At 70.9% G+C, this 19,341-nt stretch carries 18 protein-coding genes; 10 read left to right on the top strand and 8 right to left on the bottom strand.

The window, feature by feature from the left end; genetic code table 11:
- Window positions 1–42 precede the first annotated feature (42 nt).
- The 5 genes from L3Q67_RS40625 to L3Q67_RS40605 form a co-directional block, all read right to left on the bottom strand.
- Complete coding sequence (locus L3Q67_RS40625; RefSeq protein WP_499186723.1) at window positions 43–2,151, bottom strand: fatty acid beta-oxidation multifunctional protein; 2,109 nt, start codon at window positions 2,149–2,151, stop codon at window positions 43–45.
- Entirely contained in the window at window positions 2,148–3,338 is a 1,191-nt protein-coding gene (locus L3Q67_RS40620) for a thiolase family protein (protein WP_499191759.1), read from the bottom strand. Before L3Q67_RS40620 ends, L3Q67_RS40625 begins: the two co-directional genes overlap by 4 nt.
- A 138-nt stretch (window positions 3,339–3,476) precedes the next feature.
- Window positions 3,477–4,043 carry a DUF305 domain-containing protein gene (locus L3Q67_RS40615; RefSeq protein WP_499186722.1) on the bottom strand — a complete coding sequence of 189 codons (567 nt, stop codon included), beginning with the start codon at window positions 4,041–4,043 and terminating at the stop codon, window positions 3,477–3,479.
- The gene (locus tag L3Q67_RS40610; RefSeq protein WP_499186721.1) at window positions 4,028–4,921 is read right to left on the bottom strand and encodes a lytic polysaccharide monooxygenase auxiliary activity family 9 protein; all 894 of its coding nucleotides are present in this window, start codon (window positions 4,919–4,921) and stop codon (window positions 4,028–4,030) included. The genes L3Q67_RS40615 and L3Q67_RS40610 overlap by 16 nt, the downstream gene beginning before the upstream one ends.
- A 31-nt stretch (window positions 4,922–4,952) precedes the next feature.
- Complete coding sequence (locus tag L3Q67_RS40605; RefSeq protein ID WP_499186720.1) at window positions 4,953–7,205, bottom strand: glycosyl hydrolase family 18 protein; 2,253 nt, start codon at window positions 7,203–7,205, stop codon at window positions 4,953–4,955.
- Between the two features lie 134 nt (window positions 7,206–7,339).
- Here L3Q67_RS40605 and L3Q67_RS40600 point away from each other — a divergent pair, with 134 nt between their 5' ends.
- Window positions 7,340–8,020 (top strand): TetR/AcrR family transcriptional regulator, encoded by a 681-nt coding sequence (locus tag L3Q67_RS40600; RefSeq protein ID WP_499186719.1) that lies wholly within the window; start codon window positions 7,340–7,342, stop codon window positions 8,018–8,020.
- On the opposite strand, the gene L3Q67_RS40595 is transcribed toward L3Q67_RS40600, so the two are convergent.
- Window positions 8,017–9,288 (bottom strand): ribonuclease D, encoded by a 1,272-nt coding sequence (locus tag L3Q67_RS40595; RefSeq protein WP_499186718.1) that lies wholly within the window; start codon window positions 9,286–9,288, stop codon window positions 8,017–8,019. The two genes, L3Q67_RS40600 and L3Q67_RS40595, sit on opposite strands and share 4 nt — an antisense overlap.
- Window positions 9,289–9,350: 62 nt before the next feature.
- Entirely contained in the window at window positions 9,351–10,067 is a 717-nt protein-coding gene (locus L3Q67_RS40590; RefSeq protein WP_499186717.1) for a response regulator, read from the bottom strand.
- A 636-nt stretch (window positions 10,068–10,703) separates the two neighbouring features.
- On the opposite strand from L3Q67_RS40590, the gene L3Q67_RS40585 reads away from it, so the two are divergent.
- Genes L3Q67_RS40585 through L3Q67_RS40565 form a run of 5 tightly spaced genes read left to right on the top strand, consistent with a single transcriptional unit; the run spans window position 10,704 to window position 14,947 of the window.
- Window positions 10,704–11,312, top strand: coding sequence for a DUF4178 domain-containing protein (locus tag L3Q67_RS40585; RefSeq protein ID WP_499186716.1), 609 nt, complete (start codon window positions 10,704–10,706; stop codon window positions 11,310–11,312).
- Between the two features lie 27 nt (window positions 11,313–11,339).
- Window positions 11,340–11,771, top strand: a complete 432-nt coding sequence (locus L3Q67_RS40580) for a DUF4247 domain-containing protein (protein ID WP_499186715.1) — start codon at window positions 11,340–11,342, stop codon at window positions 11,769–11,771.
- Window positions 11,768–12,904, top strand: a complete 1,137-nt coding sequence (locus L3Q67_RS40575) for a hypothetical protein (protein ID WP_499186714.1) — start codon at window positions 11,768–11,770, stop codon at window positions 12,902–12,904. Before L3Q67_RS40580 ends, L3Q67_RS40575 begins: the two co-directional genes overlap by 4 nt.
- Window positions 12,905–12,941: 37 nt before the next feature.
- Complete coding sequence (locus L3Q67_RS40570; protein ID WP_499186713.1) at window positions 12,942–13,364, top strand: DUF350 domain-containing protein; 423 nt, start codon at window positions 12,942–12,944, stop codon at window positions 13,362–13,364.
- Window positions 13,361–14,947 carry a spermidine synthase gene (locus L3Q67_RS40565; RefSeq protein ID WP_499186712.1) on the top strand — a complete coding sequence of 529 codons (1,587 nt, stop codon included), beginning with the start codon at window positions 13,361–13,363 and terminating at the stop codon, window positions 14,945–14,947. The genes L3Q67_RS40570 and L3Q67_RS40565 overlap by 4 nt, the downstream gene beginning before the upstream one ends.
- Before the next feature lie 49 nt (window positions 14,948–14,996).
- Here the strand turns inward: L3Q67_RS40565 and L3Q67_RS40560 are convergent, their stop codons facing one another.
- Window positions 14,997–15,563 carry a DUF3000 domain-containing protein gene (locus L3Q67_RS40560; RefSeq protein WP_499186711.1) on the bottom strand — a complete coding sequence of 189 codons (567 nt, stop codon included), beginning with the start codon at window positions 15,561–15,563 and terminating at the stop codon, window positions 14,997–14,999.
- A 99-nt stretch (window positions 15,564–15,662) separates the two neighbouring features.
- On the opposite strand from L3Q67_RS40560, the gene hemE reads away from it, so the two are divergent.
- From hemE to L3Q67_RS40540, 4 genes are read left to right on the top strand one after another with little or no spacing between them, the layout of a single operon-like run.
- The gene (gene hemE, locus L3Q67_RS40555) at window positions 15,663–16,742 is read left to right on the top strand and encodes a uroporphyrinogen decarboxylase (RefSeq protein WP_499186710.1); all 1,080 of its coding nucleotides are present in this window, start codon (window positions 15,663–15,665) and stop codon (window positions 16,740–16,742) included.
- Between the two features lie 3 nt (window positions 16,743–16,745).
- On the top strand, window positions 16,746–18,176 hold the full coding sequence (gene hemG, locus L3Q67_RS40550) for a protoporphyrinogen oxidase (RefSeq protein ID WP_499186709.1): 1,431 nt from the start codon (window positions 16,746–16,748) through the stop codon (window positions 18,174–18,176).
- Window positions 18,164–18,856, top strand: coding sequence for a chlorite dismutase family protein (gene hemQ, locus L3Q67_RS40545; protein WP_499186708.1), 693 nt, complete (start codon window positions 18,164–18,166; stop codon window positions 18,854–18,856). The genes hemG and hemQ overlap by 13 nt, the downstream gene beginning before the upstream one ends.
- 47 nt (window positions 18,857–18,903) lie before the next feature.
- Window positions 18,904–19,341, top strand: coding sequence for a hypothetical protein (locus tag L3Q67_RS40540; RefSeq protein WP_499186707.1), 438 nt, complete (start codon window positions 18,904–18,906; stop codon window positions 19,339–19,341).

The following is a 19,341-nucleotide window of genomic DNA, read 5'->3' as shown; positions in this document are numbered from 1 at the left end:
CTACGCGACGTCGTATGACATCGCGTAGTAGGCCGGGAGAACCTACGCCGAGGGCACCGAAGCGACCCCGGGCGCCAGGAACGGCTTCCCGTTGACCTTCTCCGAGACCCCGCTCCGGTCCAGGTACGGCGTGATGCCGCCGAGCCAGAACGGCCAGCCCGCACCGAGGATCAGGCACAGGTCGATGTCCTGCGCTTCGGCGACCACGCCCTCGTCGAGCATGATCCGCACCTCCTCGGCCAGCACCGACAGCGCCCGCTCCCGCAACTGCTCCTCGGTGGACGGGCGATCGCCCTGCTCCCACAGCGCGGCGACCTCGGGGTCGACCGTGGCGTTGCCCTTGTCGTCCCACTGCCACACCGCGGACTTGCGTGCCTCGACGAACTTCGCCAGGTTCTGGCTCACGCCGAACCGGTCCGGGAACGCCGCGTGCATGGTTTCCGCCACGTGCAGCGCCACCGGCGGCCCGACCAGCTGCAGCAGGGTCAGCGGCGACATCGGCAGGCCCAGCGGGTCCAGCGCGCGGTCGGCCACCTCGAACGGCGTGCCCTCGTCCACCGCGGCCAGCACCTCGCCGAGGAACCGGGTGAGCAGCCGGTTCACCACGAACGCCGGCGCGTCCGAGACCAGCACGCTCGACTTCTTCAGCTGCTTGCCGACCGCGAACGCGGTGGCCAGCGAAGCGTCGTCGGTCTTCTCGCCGCGCACGATCTCCAGCAGCGGCAGCACCGCGACCGGGTTGAAGAAGTGGAAGCCCACCACCCGCTCGGGGTGCGCCAGCTTCGACGCCATCTCGGTGATCGACAGCGACGAGGTGTTCGTCGCCAGGATCGCCTCGGGCTTCACGTGCGCCTCGACCTCGGCGAACACCTGCTGCTTCACGCCCAGCTCTTCGAACACCGCCTCGATGACGAAGTCCGCGTCGGCGAAGGCCGCCTTGTCGAGCGAGCCGGACACCAGCGCCTTGAGCCGGTTCGCCGCGTCGGGCGAGAGCCGCTTCTTGGCCAGCAGCTTGTCGATCTCGCCGTGCACGTAGCCGACGCCCTTGTCCACGCGCTCCTGGTCGATGTCGGTGAGCACCACCGGCACCTTGAGCCGCCGCACGAACAGCAGCGCGAGCTGGCTGGCCATCAGGCCCGCGCCGACGATGCCGACCTTGTTCACCGGCCGCGCCAGCGACCGGTCCGGCGCCCCGGCCGGGCGCTTGGCCCGCTTGTTGACCAGGTTGAACGAGTACAGCCCGGCCCGCAGCGTGTCGGTCATCAGCACGTCGGCCAGCGCCTCGGTCTCCGCCGCGTACCCGCGGTCGAGATCGTTGGCCCGCGCCAGTTCCAGCAGTTCCACGGCCTTCGAAGCGCCCGGTGACGCGCCCTTCGTCTTGCCGTCCACAATGGACTTGGCACGCGCGACGGCCTGGTCCCAGCCCTCGCCGCGGTCGATCTCGCGCCGCGCCGGGGTCACCTCGCCACGCACCACCTTCGCCAGCCACAACAGCGACTGCTCCAGGTAGTCCGCCGAGCCGAAGACCTCGTCCACGATGCCCAGCTGCGCGGCCTGCGCCGGCTTGAGCATCTTGTTCTGGCTCAGCGCGTTCTCGATGGTGACGGTGACCGCCGCGTCCGGCCCGATCAGGTTCGGCAGCAGCTGCGTGCCGCCCCAGCCGGGGAACAGCCCGAGGAAGACCTCGGGGAAGGCGATCGCCGCGGTGTTCTCCGACAGCGTGCGGTAGTGGCACGAAAGCGCCAGCTCAAGTCCGCCGCCCATGACCGCGCCGTTGACGAAGGCGAAGGTCGGGATCTTCGTCTCGGTGAGCCGCCGGAACACGTCGTGCCCGGTCTGCGCGATCTGCAGCGCCAAGTCGCGCCCGGCGATCTGCTCCACCCCGGACAGGTCCGCGCCGACGGCGAAGATGAACGGCTTGCCGGTCACCGCGATCGCCACCGGCTCGGCCGCGAAGGCCTCGTCGATCGCCGAGTTCAGGCTGACCAGGCTCTGCGGGCCGAAGGTGGACGGCCGGGTGTGGTCGTGGCCGTTGTCGATGGTGATCAGCGCGACCCGGCCGTCGAGCCCGGGCACGGTGATCAGCCGGGTGACCGCGCGGGTCACCACCTCGTCGGGAAAGGCGGCCTTCGCCTCTGCTGCGGAAATCACTTGTTCCCCTCCCAAGCCGGGTTCTCCCAGATGACCGTGCCGCCCATACCGATGCCGATGCACATGGTGGTCAGGCCGTACCGCACGTCCGGGCGCTCGGCGAACTGCCGCGAAAGCTGCGTCATCAGCCGGACCCCGGACGAGGCCAGCGGGTGCCCGCAGGCGATCGCGCCGCCCCACTGGTTGACCCGCGGGTCGTCCTCGCTGATGCCGAAGTGGTCCAGGAAGGCCAGCACCTGCACGGCGAAGGCCTCGTTGATCTCGAACAGGCCGATGTCGTCGATGGACAGGCCGGTGCGGGCGAAGACCTTTTCCGTCGCTGGGACCGGGCCGATGCCCATCACCTCGGGCTCGACACCGGCGAAGGAGTAGCTGACCAGCCGCATGCCGATCGGCAGGCCCAGCTCGGTGGCCACGTCCTCGGCGGCCAGGATGGCACCGGTGGCGCCGTCGTTCAGCCCGGCCGCGTTGCCCGCGGTGACCCGGCCGTGGGGCCGGAACGGGGTCTTCAGCCCGGCGAGCTGCTCGACCGTGGTGCCGGGGCGGGGCGGCTCGTCCTCGGTGGCCAGGCCCCAGCCCAGCTCGGCGTGGCGGGTGGCCACCGGCACCAGTTCGGGGCCGATCTTGCCCGACTTCACCGCGTCGGCGTAGCGCTCCTGGCTGCGCGCGGCGTAGGCGTCGGTGCGCTGCTTGGTGATCTCCGGGAACCGGTCGTGCACGTTCTCCGCGGTCTGGCCCATCACCAGCGCGGTCGGGTCGACCAGCTTGTCGGCGATGATGCGCGGGTTCGGGTCCACGCCCTCGCCCATCGGGTGGCGGCCCATGTGCTCCACGCCACCGGCGATGGCGATGTCGTAGGCGCCGAACCCGATGCCGCTGGCGGTGGTGGTGACCGCGGTCATCGCCCCGGCGCACATGCGGTCGATGGCGAAGCCGGGCACCGACTTCGGCAGCCCGGCCAGCAGGGCCGCGGTGCGGCCGATGGTCAGCCCCTGGTCACCGGTCTGCGTGGTGGCCGCGACGGCGACCTCGTCCACCCGCTCCGGCGGCAGTTCCGGGTGCCGCCGCAGCAGTTCCCTGATGACCTTGACCACCAGGTCGTCGGCGCGGGTACCCGCGTAGATGCCCTTGTCGCCTGCTTTGCCGAACGGTGTGCGCACCCCCTCGACGAAAGCCACATTGCGCACTGCTCGTGCTGTCACGGGTGCTCCTCACTCGGTTCGGGTACTGGGATACCCGCGACCATAGCGCTGGTTACCCGTCGGTAACCAGCGCTGTGGTCCGGTCGAGTGGCGGAGACCACGCAAGCGGGCTTCCGAGGCCGCTTAGCCGAGCATGCCGAGCATCTGCTCGATCTGCGCGGTACGGGAGCGGTCGATGCGCCCGGCGAGCTCCTTGGTCGCCGGGTCCTGCCCGGTGAGCGACTCCTGGCGGGCCAGCTGGGTGGCGTCGTCCTGGTGGGCGATCATCAGGTTCAGGAACCGCCGGTCGAACTCGGCTCCGGTGGCCTGCTCCAGCGCGCCCAGTTCGGCGGGTGCCGTGCTGGGCCGCTCCTCGTGCTGGTGGGGGGCGTCCGGTGGCGGGGTGGCCGATTGCCGCCAGTCGTTCAGCTGCTTCGACATCGTCTCGATCTCGGCGATCTGCGTCGCCTCGATCGCCCCGCCGAGCAGCCGCACCTCCTCTCGATCCGACCGCTCCGCCAGCACCGCGATCCGCACCCCTTCCTCGTGGTGCGGCACCATCGCCTGCAGGAATTCGATGTCCGCGGCGTTGTACGGAGTCGGCTCACCCGGTGCGGGTTCGGTCGCACCGGACGGGCTGCACGCGCTCAGCAGGACGAGCGCGAATGCGGCGAGGGTGTTGCGGGCGTACCGCATCACACCGGCAGCCACAGCGCCGGCACGACCGGGGGTTCCCAGCCCGTGATGGTGGTGTGGGCCTGACGGCACTGGTAGGTCACGCCGTCGAAGGTGACCTGGTCGCCGACGCGGTAGGTGGTGCCCGCCGCCCAGCTCCCGCCCGGCTGCTCCGGTTGTTCCGGCTGCTGGGGTTCTTGGGGTTCCTCCGGCTGCGGGGTTTCCGGCTGTTCGGGCTCCACCGGTACTTCCGGCTCGGGCTCGGGTGCCGGGGTGTTCGTGCCGCCGCCGAAGTCCACATCGGAACAGGTGTAGAACGCTTCCGCGCTGCCCTGGACCCGTTGCCAGATCGAATAGAGGATGTGCCGTCCGCTGCGCTGCGGCAGGGTCACCGTCCAGTCGGTGAACGTGGTGGGGTTCTGGTTTTCGAAGGATTCCAGTGGCACCAGGTCGGCCCACCGCAGGGGCTGGTCGGGGCGCCAGCCGTCGCGGGTCACGTAGAACTCGAAGTTGCTGTTCGCGTGCGGCGCGGTCGCGTGGTAGGTCACGGTCAGCGGCCCCGGCGCGACGGAGGTGGCGGGCCAGTCCGCGCGCGGAAGGTCCAGACCACGGTATTTCGCCCGCCCGGCACTGCAGAGCTTGCCGTCGGGGACGACCTCCTGGTGCCGCCCGCCCGCGTCGAGCAGCGACACCTCGTTCCAGTCGTAGAAGGGCTGCGTGCCGCCCGCGGCCACGGCGGCCTTGCAGGCGCCCGATTCCGGCGTCTCCGGGCCCTCTTCCTTGCACGTGTAGACCCGGCTCGGCGGGTTCGACAGCGTGCCGTGCGCGCTGGCCGGGGTGGACGGCAGCGCGATCATCAGGGTGGCGGCCGCCGCGCCCGCGAGGGACGCGGCGGCGGTGCGTCTACTGTTCACAGTCCTTTCTACGAAGCATTTTCACGTTGGTTCACTTGAGACCGTTGTCGGTGGCCGACATCAACACCCCGGTGTCGCCCGACATCTCCCAGATCATCGCGCCCAGCAGGCCCTTGCTCTTAATCCACGCGGTCTTCTTCCCGATCGCCCACGCGTCGTCGAAGGTCCACCACTGCCCGCCGTTGCCGGTGAAGCAGGAGGTCGCCACCGCGGCCTCGTCGTGGTGCACCGTGCAGTTCGGCACGCTCGCCAGCAGGTTCGAATACCCGCGTGTCCCGGCTTCTTCGGCGAACTGGCCCGGTGCGGCACCAGTGGCCGCCTGCCACTCACCGGCCTTGCCGCCGTCGGTGACGCCCTGCCAGCCACGGCCGTAGAACGCCAGCCCGACGGTCAATTTGCGCGGGCTCACCCCGGCGTCGAGGTACGGCTTGACCGCGTTCTCCACGCTGAAGTGGAAGTTGTACGGGTCGTCGGCGTCGGCGTAGAGGTTGCCCTGGTGCCCGGTCCGGTTCGGCTCCCATGAGTTGTCGCTGCCGGCGCCGTGGAAGTCGTAGCCCTGCACGTTGAAGATGTCCAGCGAGTTGGCCACCGGCGCCAGTTCCCAGCCCGCGTCGATCTTCGCCGGGTCGGCCGGGGTGAACGCGGTCAGCTGGTACCGCTTGCCCTGCGGCGCCCCGAGTTCGTCGAGCTGTTTGCGGAATTCGTGGATCAGCAGGGTGTTGTTGACCTTGTCCGCCGGGCTGACGTGGTTGCCCGCGTGCCCTTCCGCGCCGGGCCACTCCCAGTCGAGGTCGATGCCGTCGAAGATGCCCGCCGCCGTGCCCGGCCCGCCCGCGCCGTTGTAGACGGGCAGATTGCCCTTGATGTAGATGTCCAGGCAGGAGCTGACGAACTTCTTGCGCGAGGCTTCGGTCGCGGCCACGTCGGAGAAGTACTTCGAATACGTCCAGCCGCCGAGCGAGATGAGCACCTTCAGGTTCGGGTGCTTGGCCTTGAGCTTCTTGAGCTGGTTGTAGTTGCCGCGCAGCTTCTCCCAGCCGGTGTCGGCCACGCCGTCGACGGACTGCCCCGCCGACATCGGCCGTCCGTAGTCGGCTTCGGCGTCACCGGCGCCGTCGCCCTGGTTCGGGTCCTGCGGGTTCGGTGTGGTGCCCTTCGTGACGCCCTGCAGGCAGGTCAGGTTCACCGGGTCGATGTTGCCGAAGGCGTAGTTCAGGTGGGTCAGCTTCGCCGCCGCGCCGTTGGTGTCGAGGTTGCGCACGAAGAACTGGCGGCCGTAGATGCCCCACTGCACGAAGTAGCCGATCTTCGCGTAACCGCCGACGATGTCCCCGGTCTTCGCGGTGACGCTGTTGCTCGGCGCCGAGGTGTTGTCGTAGCCGTCACGGGCGCGGACGGTGAAGCTGTACGAAGTGGACGGTGAAAGTCCGCTGATCTTCGCGCTGGTGGTGGTCACGGTCGCGGCGAGGGCGGGACCGCGGTAGACGTCGTAGGCGGCGACGCCGGTGTTGTCGCTGCTGGCCGTCCACGCCAGGGAAACGCTGCCCGCGTCGGCACCGGTCGCCTTCAGCCCACCCGGTGCGCTGGGGGCCTGGGTGTCGTCGGCGGGGTTGTTCGTCCGCACGGCGAGCGGCGCGGACGCGGGGGAGGCGAGACCGGCGGTGTCCTTGGCGATCACCGTGAACGAGTAGTCGGTGTTCGGGGTCAGGCCGGTGATCGTCGCCGTGGTCCCGGTGACGGTGGCGGCCTTGGTGGTCCCGTTGAGCACGTCGTAGCTCGCGACCGGCAGGGAACCGGGGGCCGACGCGGACCAGGACAGCGTCACCGTCTTGGTGGTCTTCACCGTCGCCTGGACGCCGCCGGGCGCCGATGGCGGGGTGTCGGGTGAACCGTCGCAGTTGGCGTTGGCGATCCGGCACGCGGCCGGGGTCGCCGCCGCGCTGAGCCGGAAGGCCGGGTTGTACGGGTAGGTGGACTTCCCCGGCTGCAGGGTGCCGATGTAGTGGGCCGGGGTGAGCGTGACCTCGGTGCCGTTCTGGGTGACCGTGGCGTGTTCCCCGCTGGTCGCGGTGACGCCGGCGGGCAGCCGGAAGCTGATGGTCCAGCCCGAGACCGCGGCCGTGCCGGTGTTGGTCACCTGGTACTGGCCGGTGGTGCCGGTGAGGCTGAACGCCGCGGTCAGGGGGCCCGCGGCGGCCGCGGGTCTGCCCAGTGCCGCGGAGACGGTGATCGCGAGGAGGAAGGAGAGGAGTGCGCTGAGCAACCGGCGTGGGGTGTGCCGCATGGCCTGATCCTTTGCGCGAGGACGGGATAGTGGTCCAGACCATTCCACGCTAGCGGGCGCCGGGTGATAGGTATAGACCATTGTTCAACTGGGTCGATCCAGCCCACCCGCGCCGCACCTGTCACCATTCCAGCGTGCGGAATTCGGGTGCGGTGGGCAGGCCGCGGGCCAGCGGCGAGTCGGCGAGCAGGCACGACGCCCGCGAGGCGGTGCTCGACGCGGCCGCGGAGCTGTTCACCACCACCGGCTACACCGCCACGACCACCCGCGCGATCGCGGAACTGGCCGGGCTGCGCCAGGCCTCGATCTACTACCACTTCCCGGCGAAGGAGGACCTGCTCGCCGCCCTGCTCGCGGAGACGGTCGACCCGTCGCTGGCGGTGGCCAGGGAGTTGCTGGGCGGGCTGGCACCGGCCGAAGTCCGGCTGTGGGCGCTGAGCTACTCCGACATCCGCACGCTCGGCCTGGCCCGGCACAACCTCGGCGTGCTGTGCCTGCTGCCCGAGGTCAAGGCGCTGAACCTGGCCGACTTCCGGACCGCGCGCGCCGAGCTGAAGCACTGCTACCGCGCGCTGATCGCCGAAGCGGGCGCGGAACCCCGGTCACTGGGCATCTGCACCAGCCTGGCGTTCGGCCTGGTGGAGAGCATCGCCACGGCCCGCCGCGACGATCCGGGCCTGGACGTGGAAGCCCACGCCCGCCACGGCGCCGACGCCGTGCTCCGGCTCGCGGGCCTGCCCGGCGCGAGCGGCTCGGTCCGGGCGGCCGGTCTCGACCTGCTCCGGGCCGCCGCCCTCGAGTGCTCCCGGGTCTAGTTCTCGGTTTTGCTTTCGGCCTTGTTGTCGGCCTTGGCCGTGAGCGACTTGGCCAGCGCGGGCGCGGTCAGTTCGATCTGCCACGGCCGGGCCCCGGCGGCGCCGAGCACCTCGGCGACCCCGCTCTCGTCGCGGTTCTCCGGCGGGCGCCAGCAGGTGCGGCGGACCAGCTCGGGCAGCAGCAGGTTCTCCACCGGCAGCCGGTGGTGCTCGGCCAGCGCGGTGAGCGCGGCCCTGGCGGCGGACAGCCGCGCGGCGGCGTCCGGGTCCTTGTCGGCCCAGCGGTTCGGCGGCGGCGGGCCGTCTGTCGGCTGGGCGGGCAGCGGCAGCTCCTGGCGGGGCAGCGAGCGCGCGATCTGCAACGGCCGCAGCCAGGTCGAGGCGAACTTGCGCTGGACGCGGCCGCTGAACACCGGCAGCGCCTGCAGTTCGGCGGTGGTCTTCGGATCGGCGAGCACGGCGCTGACGATCGCGCTGTCCGGCAGCACCCGGCTGGGCGCGCGGTCGCGCTTGCGCGCCATCTCGTCGCGGATCTGCCAGAACTCCCGGACCGCGGCCAGGCCGCGCGGGGAGCGGATCTTGTGGATGCCGGACACGCGGCGCCACGGCTCGGCCCGCGGAGCGGGCGGAGGAGCGGTTCGCACCGCTTCGAACTCCTGCCGGGCCCAGTCGAGCTTGCCCTGCGCCTCCAGCTCGGCTTCGAGCTTCTCCCGCAGCGGGATCAGCAGTTCCACGTCGAGCGCGGCGTAGTTCAGCCAGTCGACGGGGAGCGGGCGGCGGGACCAGTCGGCCGCGCTGTGGCCCTTCTCGAGCTGGTAGCCGAGCAGTTTCTCGACCAGCGTGCCGAGCGCGACGCGGTCGTACCCGGCCAGCCGCCCGGCCAGCTCGGTGTCGAACAGCGTCGTCGGCCGCAGGTCCAGCTCGGCGAGGCAGGGGAGGTCCTGGGAAGCCGCGTGCAGCACCCATTCGGCGCCGTTGAGCACGTCGGCGAGCGGCCCCAGCTGCCCGCTGAGCGGGATGGGGTCGATGAGGAAGGAGCCCACGCCCTCCCGGCGCAACTGCACCAGGTAGGCCTTGGGCCAGTAGCGGTAACCGGAGGCCCGCTCGGTGTCCACCGCGATGGCGCCTTCGCCATCGGCGATCCGGGCGCAGGCGTGCGCCAGCGCCTCGGGGTCGGCGATGACCCCGGGGGTACCTTCGGCCGGTTCCGTCAGCGGAATCGGGGCCGGCGAATCGGGCGTCACGCCGTCTTGATCAGCGGTATCCACTCCATGACCCTACGGTAAGGGCCGACCGCGCCTGGTCGGCCCTTACCGTGGCAGAGCCCTGACTAGCGGATGACGCCCGCGCGCATGGCCAGTGCGACCATCTGCGCCCGGTCACCGGTGCCGAGCTTGCGGCCGATCCGCGACAGGTGGGATTTCACCGTGAGCGCGGAGAGGCTGAGCTCCTCACCGATTTCCTTGTTGGACTGGCCGTCGGCCACGAGTTGCAGCACCTCCACCTCGCGAGCGGAAAGCTCGCGCGGGGTGTTGTCGGTGCCGGCGACCCTCGTGCCGGTGGCCAGGACCGGAGCGACGCTCGGGTCGGCGTAAACGCCGCCCTCGAGCACCCTGCGCACGCCGTCGGTGACGACCACCGGCGACGCGGACTTGAGCAGGTATGCCTGAGCGCCCGCCTGGAACGCCGAACGAACCGCGTACGGGTCGTCCGAGGACGCGAGCACGACAACGCGAGGCCAGCCATGGCTACGGAGTTCCGTAACCAGCTCGATGCCACTGCCATCGGGCAGGCCGAGATCGAGGATTGCCAGGTCGCACGGCCCGGTGGCCGTCGCCCTTGCCCTCGCCTCGGCCACCGTGGCGGCCTCGTGAACCGTGCCCGCACCCATCTGTGCGAGTCTTGCTGCGATTGCCTCCCTCAACAACGGGTGGTCATCGACCACCAGTACGGAAAAAAGTTCTTCCCGCGGGTGCGGAACCATGCTCGTCGGCAAAGCACCGGCTGGCGTGGAACGGACGGCCTGAGATAAGCCGACGGCAGCCACGTCACTACCTCCCTGGAGTCGGTCGTGCCCCCCGACCGGCACCGGGACTTTCGGCCAATCAGCCGCGCCAGCTTTAGACCGAAAGTGGTGTCGTCGAAGGCACTCTAGCCGCCCGAGAGGGTCAGTGGGGGGATCGAACGGGTACGGATCTGGATCGAGTCGTCACTCCGTGACGTTGCAGTCACACGATCGGGGCAGTAATGCGTAACTGGCTAACGGATCTGTGGAGACCGGCGATGAACAGAGATTGCTGCCACCCGGATGGGCGTGCATTCGCTACGTGCATCCGCAGAGGAACACTCTGACGCGTACTCGCGAGCCGCCGCTACGGCCGGTCGGGGGAGCCCTGCGGCCGGATGCCGAGGCCTACCGCGAGTGTGAGTTGGCCGCCGAACAACGGGGCAAAATGGGATGAACCGGACATAACGCTCGTATCGTGATTTCGTAGTGTGACGGACCGGGGCTCCGCGAGGACCCGCGCGGACGGCGGCCGGGGCCTTCCGCCATCCGCCGAGTCCCACTCCGGGCAAACCGCCCACACGACGCCCGCCGGCTGGTTAAAGTGTGCGCGGTCCGCCGGGCGGACACGGGGACGGATCCACTCGCGATCGCCCGGCGTTATGGGGGTTCACTCGAATGATCGACGTCGTTGTGGTGGTGCTGCTCGTCCTGGTGCTGGTGGCGCTGGTCGTGGTCGGCGTGCTGCTGGCCCGCCGCGGCCGGAAGGCACCGGCGGAACAGGCCGCGGGCACCGATCCCTTCGGCTCCGCCGACGTGGACGCGGTTCGCGGCGACCCGCGCACCCTCGGCCCCGGCGCGATCGCCGAAATCCGCGGCGAATCCTTCGCCGTGCGCGGCACGCTCCGGCTGAGCGAGGACGGCTGGTCGTGGGCCGAGCACCTGGTGGAGAACCCGGCGGGCAAGCGGTTCTGGCTGTCCGTCGAAGAGGACCCGGACCTGGAACTCGTGCTGTTCTCCACGCTGACCGGCGTGACGGTGACCCCGGGGAAGACCATCGAACTGGACGGCCGGACCTACCGCCACCAGGAGTCGGGCACGGCCGCGTACACCGCCGAGGGCACCACCGGACTCGATGCCGAGGGCACGGTCCACTACCAGGACTACGCCGCCGGTGACGACGCCCGGCTTTCGCTGGAGTCCTACGGCGACGGCGGCAAGTGGGAGGTCAGCCGCGGCGAGGTGCTGTCGCGGTACGAGGTGCGGATCTACCCGCCCGGAAACTGACCGGGACGGACTGGGGAAGAGGAAGACGTGAAATACCGGCTGTGGTTCGTGCTGGGCGGGATACTGGCGGTGATCGCGCTGATCATCGCGGTGAACCTGCTGTTCTTCGGCGGGACGAGCGTGGCGAACTTCGTGGACAACGAGTTCGACCGCGACACCTCGCAGGACTTCGACGACGACGTGCGCTCCTACACCTCGGCGGACAAGCCGAGCGCGGTGTCCACGCTGATCGTCACCGACTGGAAGCCGCTGGCGCAGTCGGCCGACAACTCGGGCATCTACCTGCGGTACTCCTCGGACGCGGTGGTGATCACCCCGCGGGGCACCGGCTCGACCATCCAGGTGATGGATGCCGAGCGGGCCTACCGCCGCTACGGCGGGCACACCAGCGGGTCGTGGGGCTGGACCTCCACCCACGGCGGTGACTTCCGCGGCCGCGGACCGGGGGCGGGCAAATGAACGAGAAGAAGAAGGAAGGCAAGCCCGGCTGCGTCTGGTTGCTGGTCGTGCTGGTCGTGGGGGCCGCGGTGTGGGCCGGGGTCAGCGAGATCGGCAGTGCGTCGCCGCCGGGGCCGGGGGAGTTCCACAACGCGGACACCACCGGCTACTCGAGCACCACCCGGTACGACGGCGGGCTGCTGCCCACCTTCACCCCGGACGCGGCGCAGGAGTTGACCACCGGCCTGGCCGAACTGGAGAAGGCGTACGGCATCTGCTTCGGGTACAACCTGGAAGACGGCTCGACGAAGAAGTCGCAGGTCGGGTCGAGCCGTGGTCCTGGGGTGCCGGCGAACACGTGCCCGCGGTGGCTGGAGACGCGGGTGGCGGTCGGTTACACCAGCGACAGCAGCGAGTCGCTGGACGCGGTGAGCGTGCAGGTCGAAGGCTCGCCGGACTTCCGGCGCTCGACCTTCCCCCGCCAGGAGGACTTCGCGCGGCTCGGCGTGAACGCGCCGAGCCTGGTCGAGGACCCGGTCGGCGGCACCGGCCACGCGGCACTGGGGCTGCCACTGCTGATGATCGAATCGGGCGGCCTGGAGGCGGTGCCGACGCCACCACCGGCGGACCGCCCGGTGCCGAAGCCGCTCGGCCGGGCGGGTAGTTCGGACTTCCCGTTGAGCACGACGCTGACGTTGTCGGGTCTCGGTGCCGGGATTCTGCTCTGCGTCCTGGTGGGTTTCTGGATGAGGGCACGGGCGAAGAAGAAGGACGCGACCGGGCCATCGCCGACGGGACCGCGGACACCCGCCCCCGGCCAACCACAGTCCGGGCAGGCGCCGCCGCAGTACCCGGCGCAGCAGAGCGGCGGGTTTCCGCAGCAGTCTGGGCAGGCGCCGCAGCAGTCTGGGCAGTCGCAGTATCCAGCGCAGCAAGGCGGGCCGTCTCAGCCCGGCGGCGGATTCCCACAGCAGACCGGGCAGACGCCGCAGCAAGGCGGGCCGCCTCAACACAGCGGCGGGTTCCCGCAGCAGCCCGGGCAAGCACCGCCGTGGCCTCCGCAGCAGGGCGGTCCGCAGTATCCGCAGCAGCCGTGGCCTGGGCACCAGCCGCCGCCGTATCCGCCGCACCAGCCGCCGCCCGCCGGTCGCTGAGCCACCACCGAACCCACCTTCGAACTGAAAGGCGACCATGTCCGAACTCGTTCTCGGCCTGCTGGCCACGCTGGCCTACGGCGCGGTCGGCACCGTCCTGATGGCCCTCGGCTTCGTCCTGGTGGACCTCGCCACGCCGGGCAAGCTCCGCGAGCTGATCTGGGTGCAGGGCAACCGCAACGCTTCGGTGCTGCTGGCGTCCGGGCTGCTCGGCGTCGGCGTCATCGTCACCACGGCGATCGTCACCAGTGACACCGACCTGGTCACCGGGCTGATGTCCACCGTGGTCTTCGGCCTGGCCGGGCTCGCGCTGATGTCGGTGGCGTTCGTGCTGCTCGACCTGGCCACGCCCGGCAAGCTCGGCGAGATCCTGGCCCGGCCCGAGCCGCACCCGGCGGTGTGGGTCTCGGCCTCGGTGCACGTCGCGGTGAGCGCGATCATCGCGGCCGCCATCACGTGACCGCCACCGGAACGGACGCCGCCACCGGGACGAGTACCGAAGCGCCCCGCACCCGGCTGGCCAGGGCCGCGGTCCTGCTCGCCGTGTTCGTCTGCGCGGCCTGCGGCCTGGTCTACGAGCTGGCGCTGGTCGCGCTCGGCAGCTACCTGATCGGCGACACCGTCGGCCAGGCGTCGATCGTGCTGTCGGTGATGGTGTTCGCGATGGGCGTCGGCGCGTTGCTGGCCAAGCCGCTCCAGCGTCGCGCCGAGGCCGCCTTCGCCGGGATCGAGATCGCGCTCGCCCTGCTCGGCGGCCTCAGCGTGCTCCTGCTCTACGCCGCCTACGCCTGGCTCAGCCTGTACGTGCCCGCGCTGGTGGTGATCGCGCTGCTGCTCGGCATGCTGATCGGCGCGGAGATCCCGCTGCTGATGGTGCTGCTGCAGCGGATCCGGCGGCAGGACGCGGGTTCCGCGGTGGCCGACCTGTTCGCCGCGGACTACGTCGGCGCGCTGCTCGGCGGGCTGGCCTTCCCGTTCGTGCTGCTGCCGGTGTTCGGCCAGGTCCGCGGCGCGCTGCTGGTCGGCGCGGTGAACGCGATCGCCGGGCTGGGCCTGGTGCTGACCGTGTTCCGCAAGCGGTTGCGGCGGCGCACGCGGGTGGTGCTCTCGGCGGCGGCGGTCGGCGTGACCGTGCTGCTCGCCGCCACCTTCGCCTTCGCCGGGCAGTTCGAACTCTCCGCGCGCCAAGCGCTCTACGCCGACCCGGTGGTGCACGCCGAGCGCACGCCGTACCAGGAGATCGTGCTCACCGAGTCGGTCAACCTCGGCGGACCGGCCGACGTCCGCTTCTACCTCAACGGCGACCTGCAGTTCAGCTCGGTCGACGAGTACCGCTACCACGAGGCGCTGGTGCACCCGGTGCTGTCCGGGCCGCACGAACGCGTGCTCATCCTCGGCGGCGGGGACGGCCTCGGCCTGCGTGAAGTCCTGCGTTATCCGGACGTCCGGCAGGTGACGCTGGTCGAACTGGACCCGGAAGTGGTGCGGCTGGCCCGTTCCCAGCCAGATCTGCTGGCGCTGAACCAGGACGCGTTCAACGACCCGCGCGTGCAGGTGATCACCGCCGACGCGTTCACCTGGCTGCGCGGCAACGTCCCCCAGTTCGACGCGGTCATCGTCGACATGCCCGATCCCGACTCCACCGCGACGGCGAAGCTCTACTCGGTGGAGTTCTACGCGCTGGTCCGGCGATCACTGGCCGACGGCGGACGACTGGTGGTGCAAGCCGGTTCGCCGTACTTCGCGCCGCGTTCCTACTGGTGCGTCGAGTCTTCGCTGCGCGGGGTCGGCTTGCGGACGGTGCCTTATTACACATCCGTACCGAGCTTCGGCGACTGGGGTTTCCACCTGGCGACCGCGGACACCGAACCCCCACTGCGGCTTTCCCCGACCGCCCCGGCACTGCGCTCTTTGGACAACGATTCATTGCGCGCGGCCGGGATCTTCCCGGTGGACCGGCGGCGGATTCCCAACGTGCCTTCGTCCTCGTTGATGCAGCCGCGAGTGCTGGAGTACGCCAAGGACGAATGGCGTAATTACTGAGCCCTCCCGTCGCCCACCGCCACCCTCAACGGAGCGCTCCGCGCCAGCCCTAACCCGAGCTGGACCGCTGCTCGAACAGGGACACACCCACCGGCGGCAGGCCGACGACGCTGGCCATGAGCTGGACGAAGGCCTCGCCGTGCGAGCGCAGTTCCGCGTCCTCCGGGGTCCAGGAAGCCCGTAGTTCCAGGTCATCGGTGCGCGTGGGACCGGCGATGTCGCCGAAGCGGGCCGACGAGGTTTCGGTGACCGTGCCGCCGAGCGAGGTGTACGCGGCGGCGGTGTGCTCCAGCGCGTCGGTCAGCCACGACCAGCCCACGGCCGGCAGGAACGGGTCCGTGGCCAGTTCGCGGTCGAGCTCGGCCCGGACGTAGACGACCATGCGCAGCACCCCGTTCCAGCCCTCCTGGCCGTCGGGGTCGTGCAGCAGCACCAATCTGCCCGACGCCAGCACATCGGCCGGGCCGGTGACCTCGCAGCTGAGCGCGTACGCCCAGGGTGCCAGCCGCCGCGGGGCGCGCATCGGCTCGAGGACCACCTCCGGACGGGGGCGCACGGAGTCCAATGCAGCGACCGCCTCACGGAAGAGGTCGGGCGCATGCGTCATCGCGGTCACGCTCTGGACTGTAAGCCGGAAAGTGCCCGCTGAGCTGGCGGACGCGCCGTCAGGTGCCTGGAAATCGGCCCTGACCTCGTGCGTGGCACGATGTATCCGATGTCTTCTCCTACCTCAGCGCCCACGAACGCCACCTCGCGCCGCGCGCTGCCCGATGCCCCGTTCCTGCTGGCCGCGCGGGGTGAGCGCCCCAGCCGTCTGCCGGTGTGGTTCATGCGCCAGGCCGGGCGTTCCCTGCCCGAGTACCGCGAACTGCGCGCGGGCACCGCGATGCTCGACGCCTGCTTCGACCCCGAGATGCTCGCCGAGATCACCCTGCAGCCGGTGCGCCGGCACGGGGTGGACGCGGCGATCCTCTTCAGCGACATCGTGGTGCCGCTCAAGGCGGCCGGGGTGGACATCGACATCGTCGCGGGCACCGGCCCGGTGGTCGCCTCCCCGGTGCGCGACGCCGCCGCGGTGGCCGCGCTGCCCGCACTGGACCCCGAGCAGGTGGTCCCGGTGGCCGAGGGCGTCCGCCTGCTGGTCCAGCGGCTCGGGGACACGCCGCTGATCGGCTTCGCCGGTGCGCCGTTCACGCTCGCCTCCTACCTGATCGAGGGCGGGCCGAGCCGCAACCACGAGCGCACCAAGGCGCTGATGCACTCCGAGCCGGAGCTGTGGCACGCGCTGGCCGGCAAGCTCGCCGACATCGCGCTCGGCTTCCTGCGCGTGCAGATCGCCGCCGGGGTCGACGCGATCCAGCTGTTCGACTCCTGGGCGGGCGCGCTCTCGGCGCGTGACTACCGCGAGTTCGTGCTGCCGCACTCGGCCAAGGTGTTCGCCGGGGTGGCGGACGCGGGTGTTCCGCGCATCCACTTCGGTGTCGGCACCGGCGAACTGCTCTCCGACATGCGTGACGCCGGACCCGACGTGGTCGGGGTCGACTGGCGCGTGCCGCTGGACGAGGCCGTCCGCAGGCTGACCGCCACGAAGCCCGGGTCCGCGCCGGTGGTGCAGGGCAACCTGGACCCGGCGCTGCTGTTCGGGTCGTGGCCGGTGCTCGAAGCGGAGGTCCGCCGGATCGCCGAGGAGGGCCGCGCCGCCGCCGGGCACATCTTCAACCTCGGCCACGGGGTGCTGCCGGACACCGACCCCGAGGTGATCACCCGGGTCGTCGAACTCGTGCACTCGCTGTAGCCCGTGGTCACCAGGATCGCGGTGGTCGGGGGCGGTGTCTCCGGCCTGGTCGCTGCCTACCGGCTGCGCCGCCTGCTGGGCACGGACGCCGAGCTGACCGTCTTCGAGTCGACCGGCACGACCGGCGGCAAGCTGCGCACCGGCACGCTGGCGGGACGGCCGTTCGACCTCGGTGCCGAAGCCTTCCTCGCTCGCCGTCCGGAGGCCATCGCCCTGGTACGGGAGCTGGGCCTGGACGAAGAGCTGGTGCACCCGACCGGCGCGCGGGCGACCGTGCGGGCCGGTGCGCAGGCCCGTCAGCTGCCACCCGGCACGGTCATGGGGGTGCCCGCCAGTGCCGACGCGGTGGCCGGGGTGCTGTCCCCGGACGGGCTCGCTCTGGTCGCCGCCGAGGCCGCGCTGCCGCCGGTCGACCTGCCGTCGACGGATGTGCCGCTCGGCGGGTTGCTGCGCTCGCGGTTCGGCGACGAGCTGGTGGATCGCCTGGTCGACCCGCTGCTCGGCGGGGTCTACGCCGGGGGAGCGGACGGGCTCGGCCTGCGGGCCACCATGCCCGGGCTGGCCGGTGCGCTCGACCGCGGTGCCACTTCGCTGACCGAGGCGGCCGCGTCGCTGGTGCCCGCTTCCCCGAGCAGCGCTCCGGTGTTCGGCACGCTCCGCGGCGGGCTCGGTGCCCTGGTCGAGCGGCTTGCCGTGGCTTCCGGCGCCGAGATCCGCACCGGGACCACCGTTCGCGAGCTGCACCGCCGGGACGGCGGCTGGCGCCTGGTCGTCGGTGCCGCCGCGGCCGCCCACGCACCCGAGGAGTCCACTGTGGACTTCGACGCGGTGCTGCTCGCCGTGCCCGCCCCCGCGGCCCGGCGGTTGCTGGCCGAGGTCGCTCCGGCGGCGTCGGCGGCCTTCGCGCGGGTGGAACTGGCCTCGATGGCGGTGATCGGGCTGGCGCTGCCGCCGGGCACCGAACTGCCGGACGCCTCCGGGGTGCTGGTCGGGGCGTCGGAACAGCGTGACGACGGCAGGCCGTTCGCGGTCAAGGCGTTCACCTTCTCGGCCCGGAAGTGGGCGCACCACACCGGCGAGGCGGCGCCGGTGCTGCTGCGCGGCTCGGTCGGCCGGTTCGGTGAGCCGGGCGCGCTGCACGCCGACGACGACGAACTCGTGCGGCTGGTGCTCGACGACCTCGCCGAACTGACCGGGGTGCGGGCCGAGCCGGTCGACACCGTGGTCACACGCTGGGGCGGTGGCCTGCCGCAGTACGGCGCCGGGCACACCGAAGTGGTCGAAGCGATCGGCCGGGCCGTGGCCGAGGTGCCCGGCCTGGACGTGGCGGGCGCCACGCTGCACGGCGTCGGCATCCCCGCCTGCGTGGCCACCGCGGACGCCGCCGCCACCAGGCTCGCGGAGTTTGCGAAGATGGACGCATGGCGCGGCTGAACTACAACGAGCTCAACGACACCATTCGCTACACCGCATGGTCGGTGTTCCGGGCCGAACCGGGCCGGCTGCCCGAGGACCGCGGCCCCGCCGCGCGCGAGACCACCGAGTTCCTCGACGGTCTCGAGAGCAAGGGCGTGGTGGTGCGCGGGGTGTACGACGTCGCCGGCCTGCGCGCCGACGCCGACTTCATGATCTGGTGGCACGCCGAGGAGATCGAGCAGGTCCAGGCGGCCTACACCGGGTTCCGGCGGACCCCGCTGGGCCGGGCTTCGGTGCCGGTGTGGAGCCAGGTCGCGCTGCACCGGCCCGCGGAGTTCAACCGGAGCCACATCCCGGCGTTCCTGGCCGGGGAGGACCCGCGGAAGTACATCTGCGTGTACCCGTTCGTGCGGTCGTACGAGTGGTACCTGCTGCCGGACGAGGAGCGCCGCAAGATGCTCGCCGACCACGGCAAGGAGGCGCGGGATTACCCGGACGTGCGCGCGAACACCGTCGCGTCGTTCGCACTGGGCGACTACGAATGGATCCTCGCCTTCGAAGCGGACGAACTGCACCGGATCGTCGACCTGATGCGTCACCTGCGCGGCACCGAAGCCCGGCTGCACGTGCGGGAGGAGATCCCCTTCTACACCGGCACCCGCGTGCCGCCCGCCGAACTGGTCCTCAACCTGCCGTAGTCAGGGTGGCCTAGGCCACTCGATCGAGGAACGGGTAGGGTGCTCGCATGTCTTTTCCCGAATTCAACCGCAAGCAGAGACAGCACGACCAGGACATCGAGGCGCTGTACAACCTCGCGACCGAGACGAACAAGCGTGTCGATGTCATCGACACGAAGGTGTCGTCAATGCTGAAGACGCAGGGCGACCACGGCAGCCAGCTACGTGATGTGCAGGCCACGCTACAGGCGCACACAGAAATCCTCGCGACGCACGAAACCCGGTTCGACCGGATCGACGCCCAGCTCGGCGGTATGGACGCCCGACTCGGTGGCATGGACGCCCGACTCGGTGGCATGGACGCCCAGCTCGGCGGTATGGACGCCCGACTCGGTGGCATGGACGCCCAGCTCGGCGGTATGGACGCCCGGCTCGACGGGCAGTCGGGGCAGCTCGACCAGATCATCGAGCTGTTGCGTGAGCAGCAACGGCCCGAGACCGACTGA

The organism is Saccharothrix sp. AJ9571, assembly GCF_021725495.1.
Classification (GTDB): domain Bacteria; phylum Actinomycetota; class Actinomycetes; order Mycobacteriales; family Pseudonocardiaceae; genus Amycolatopsis; species Amycolatopsis magusensis.
This window is presented reverse-complemented; position numbering and strand designations above follow the sequence as displayed.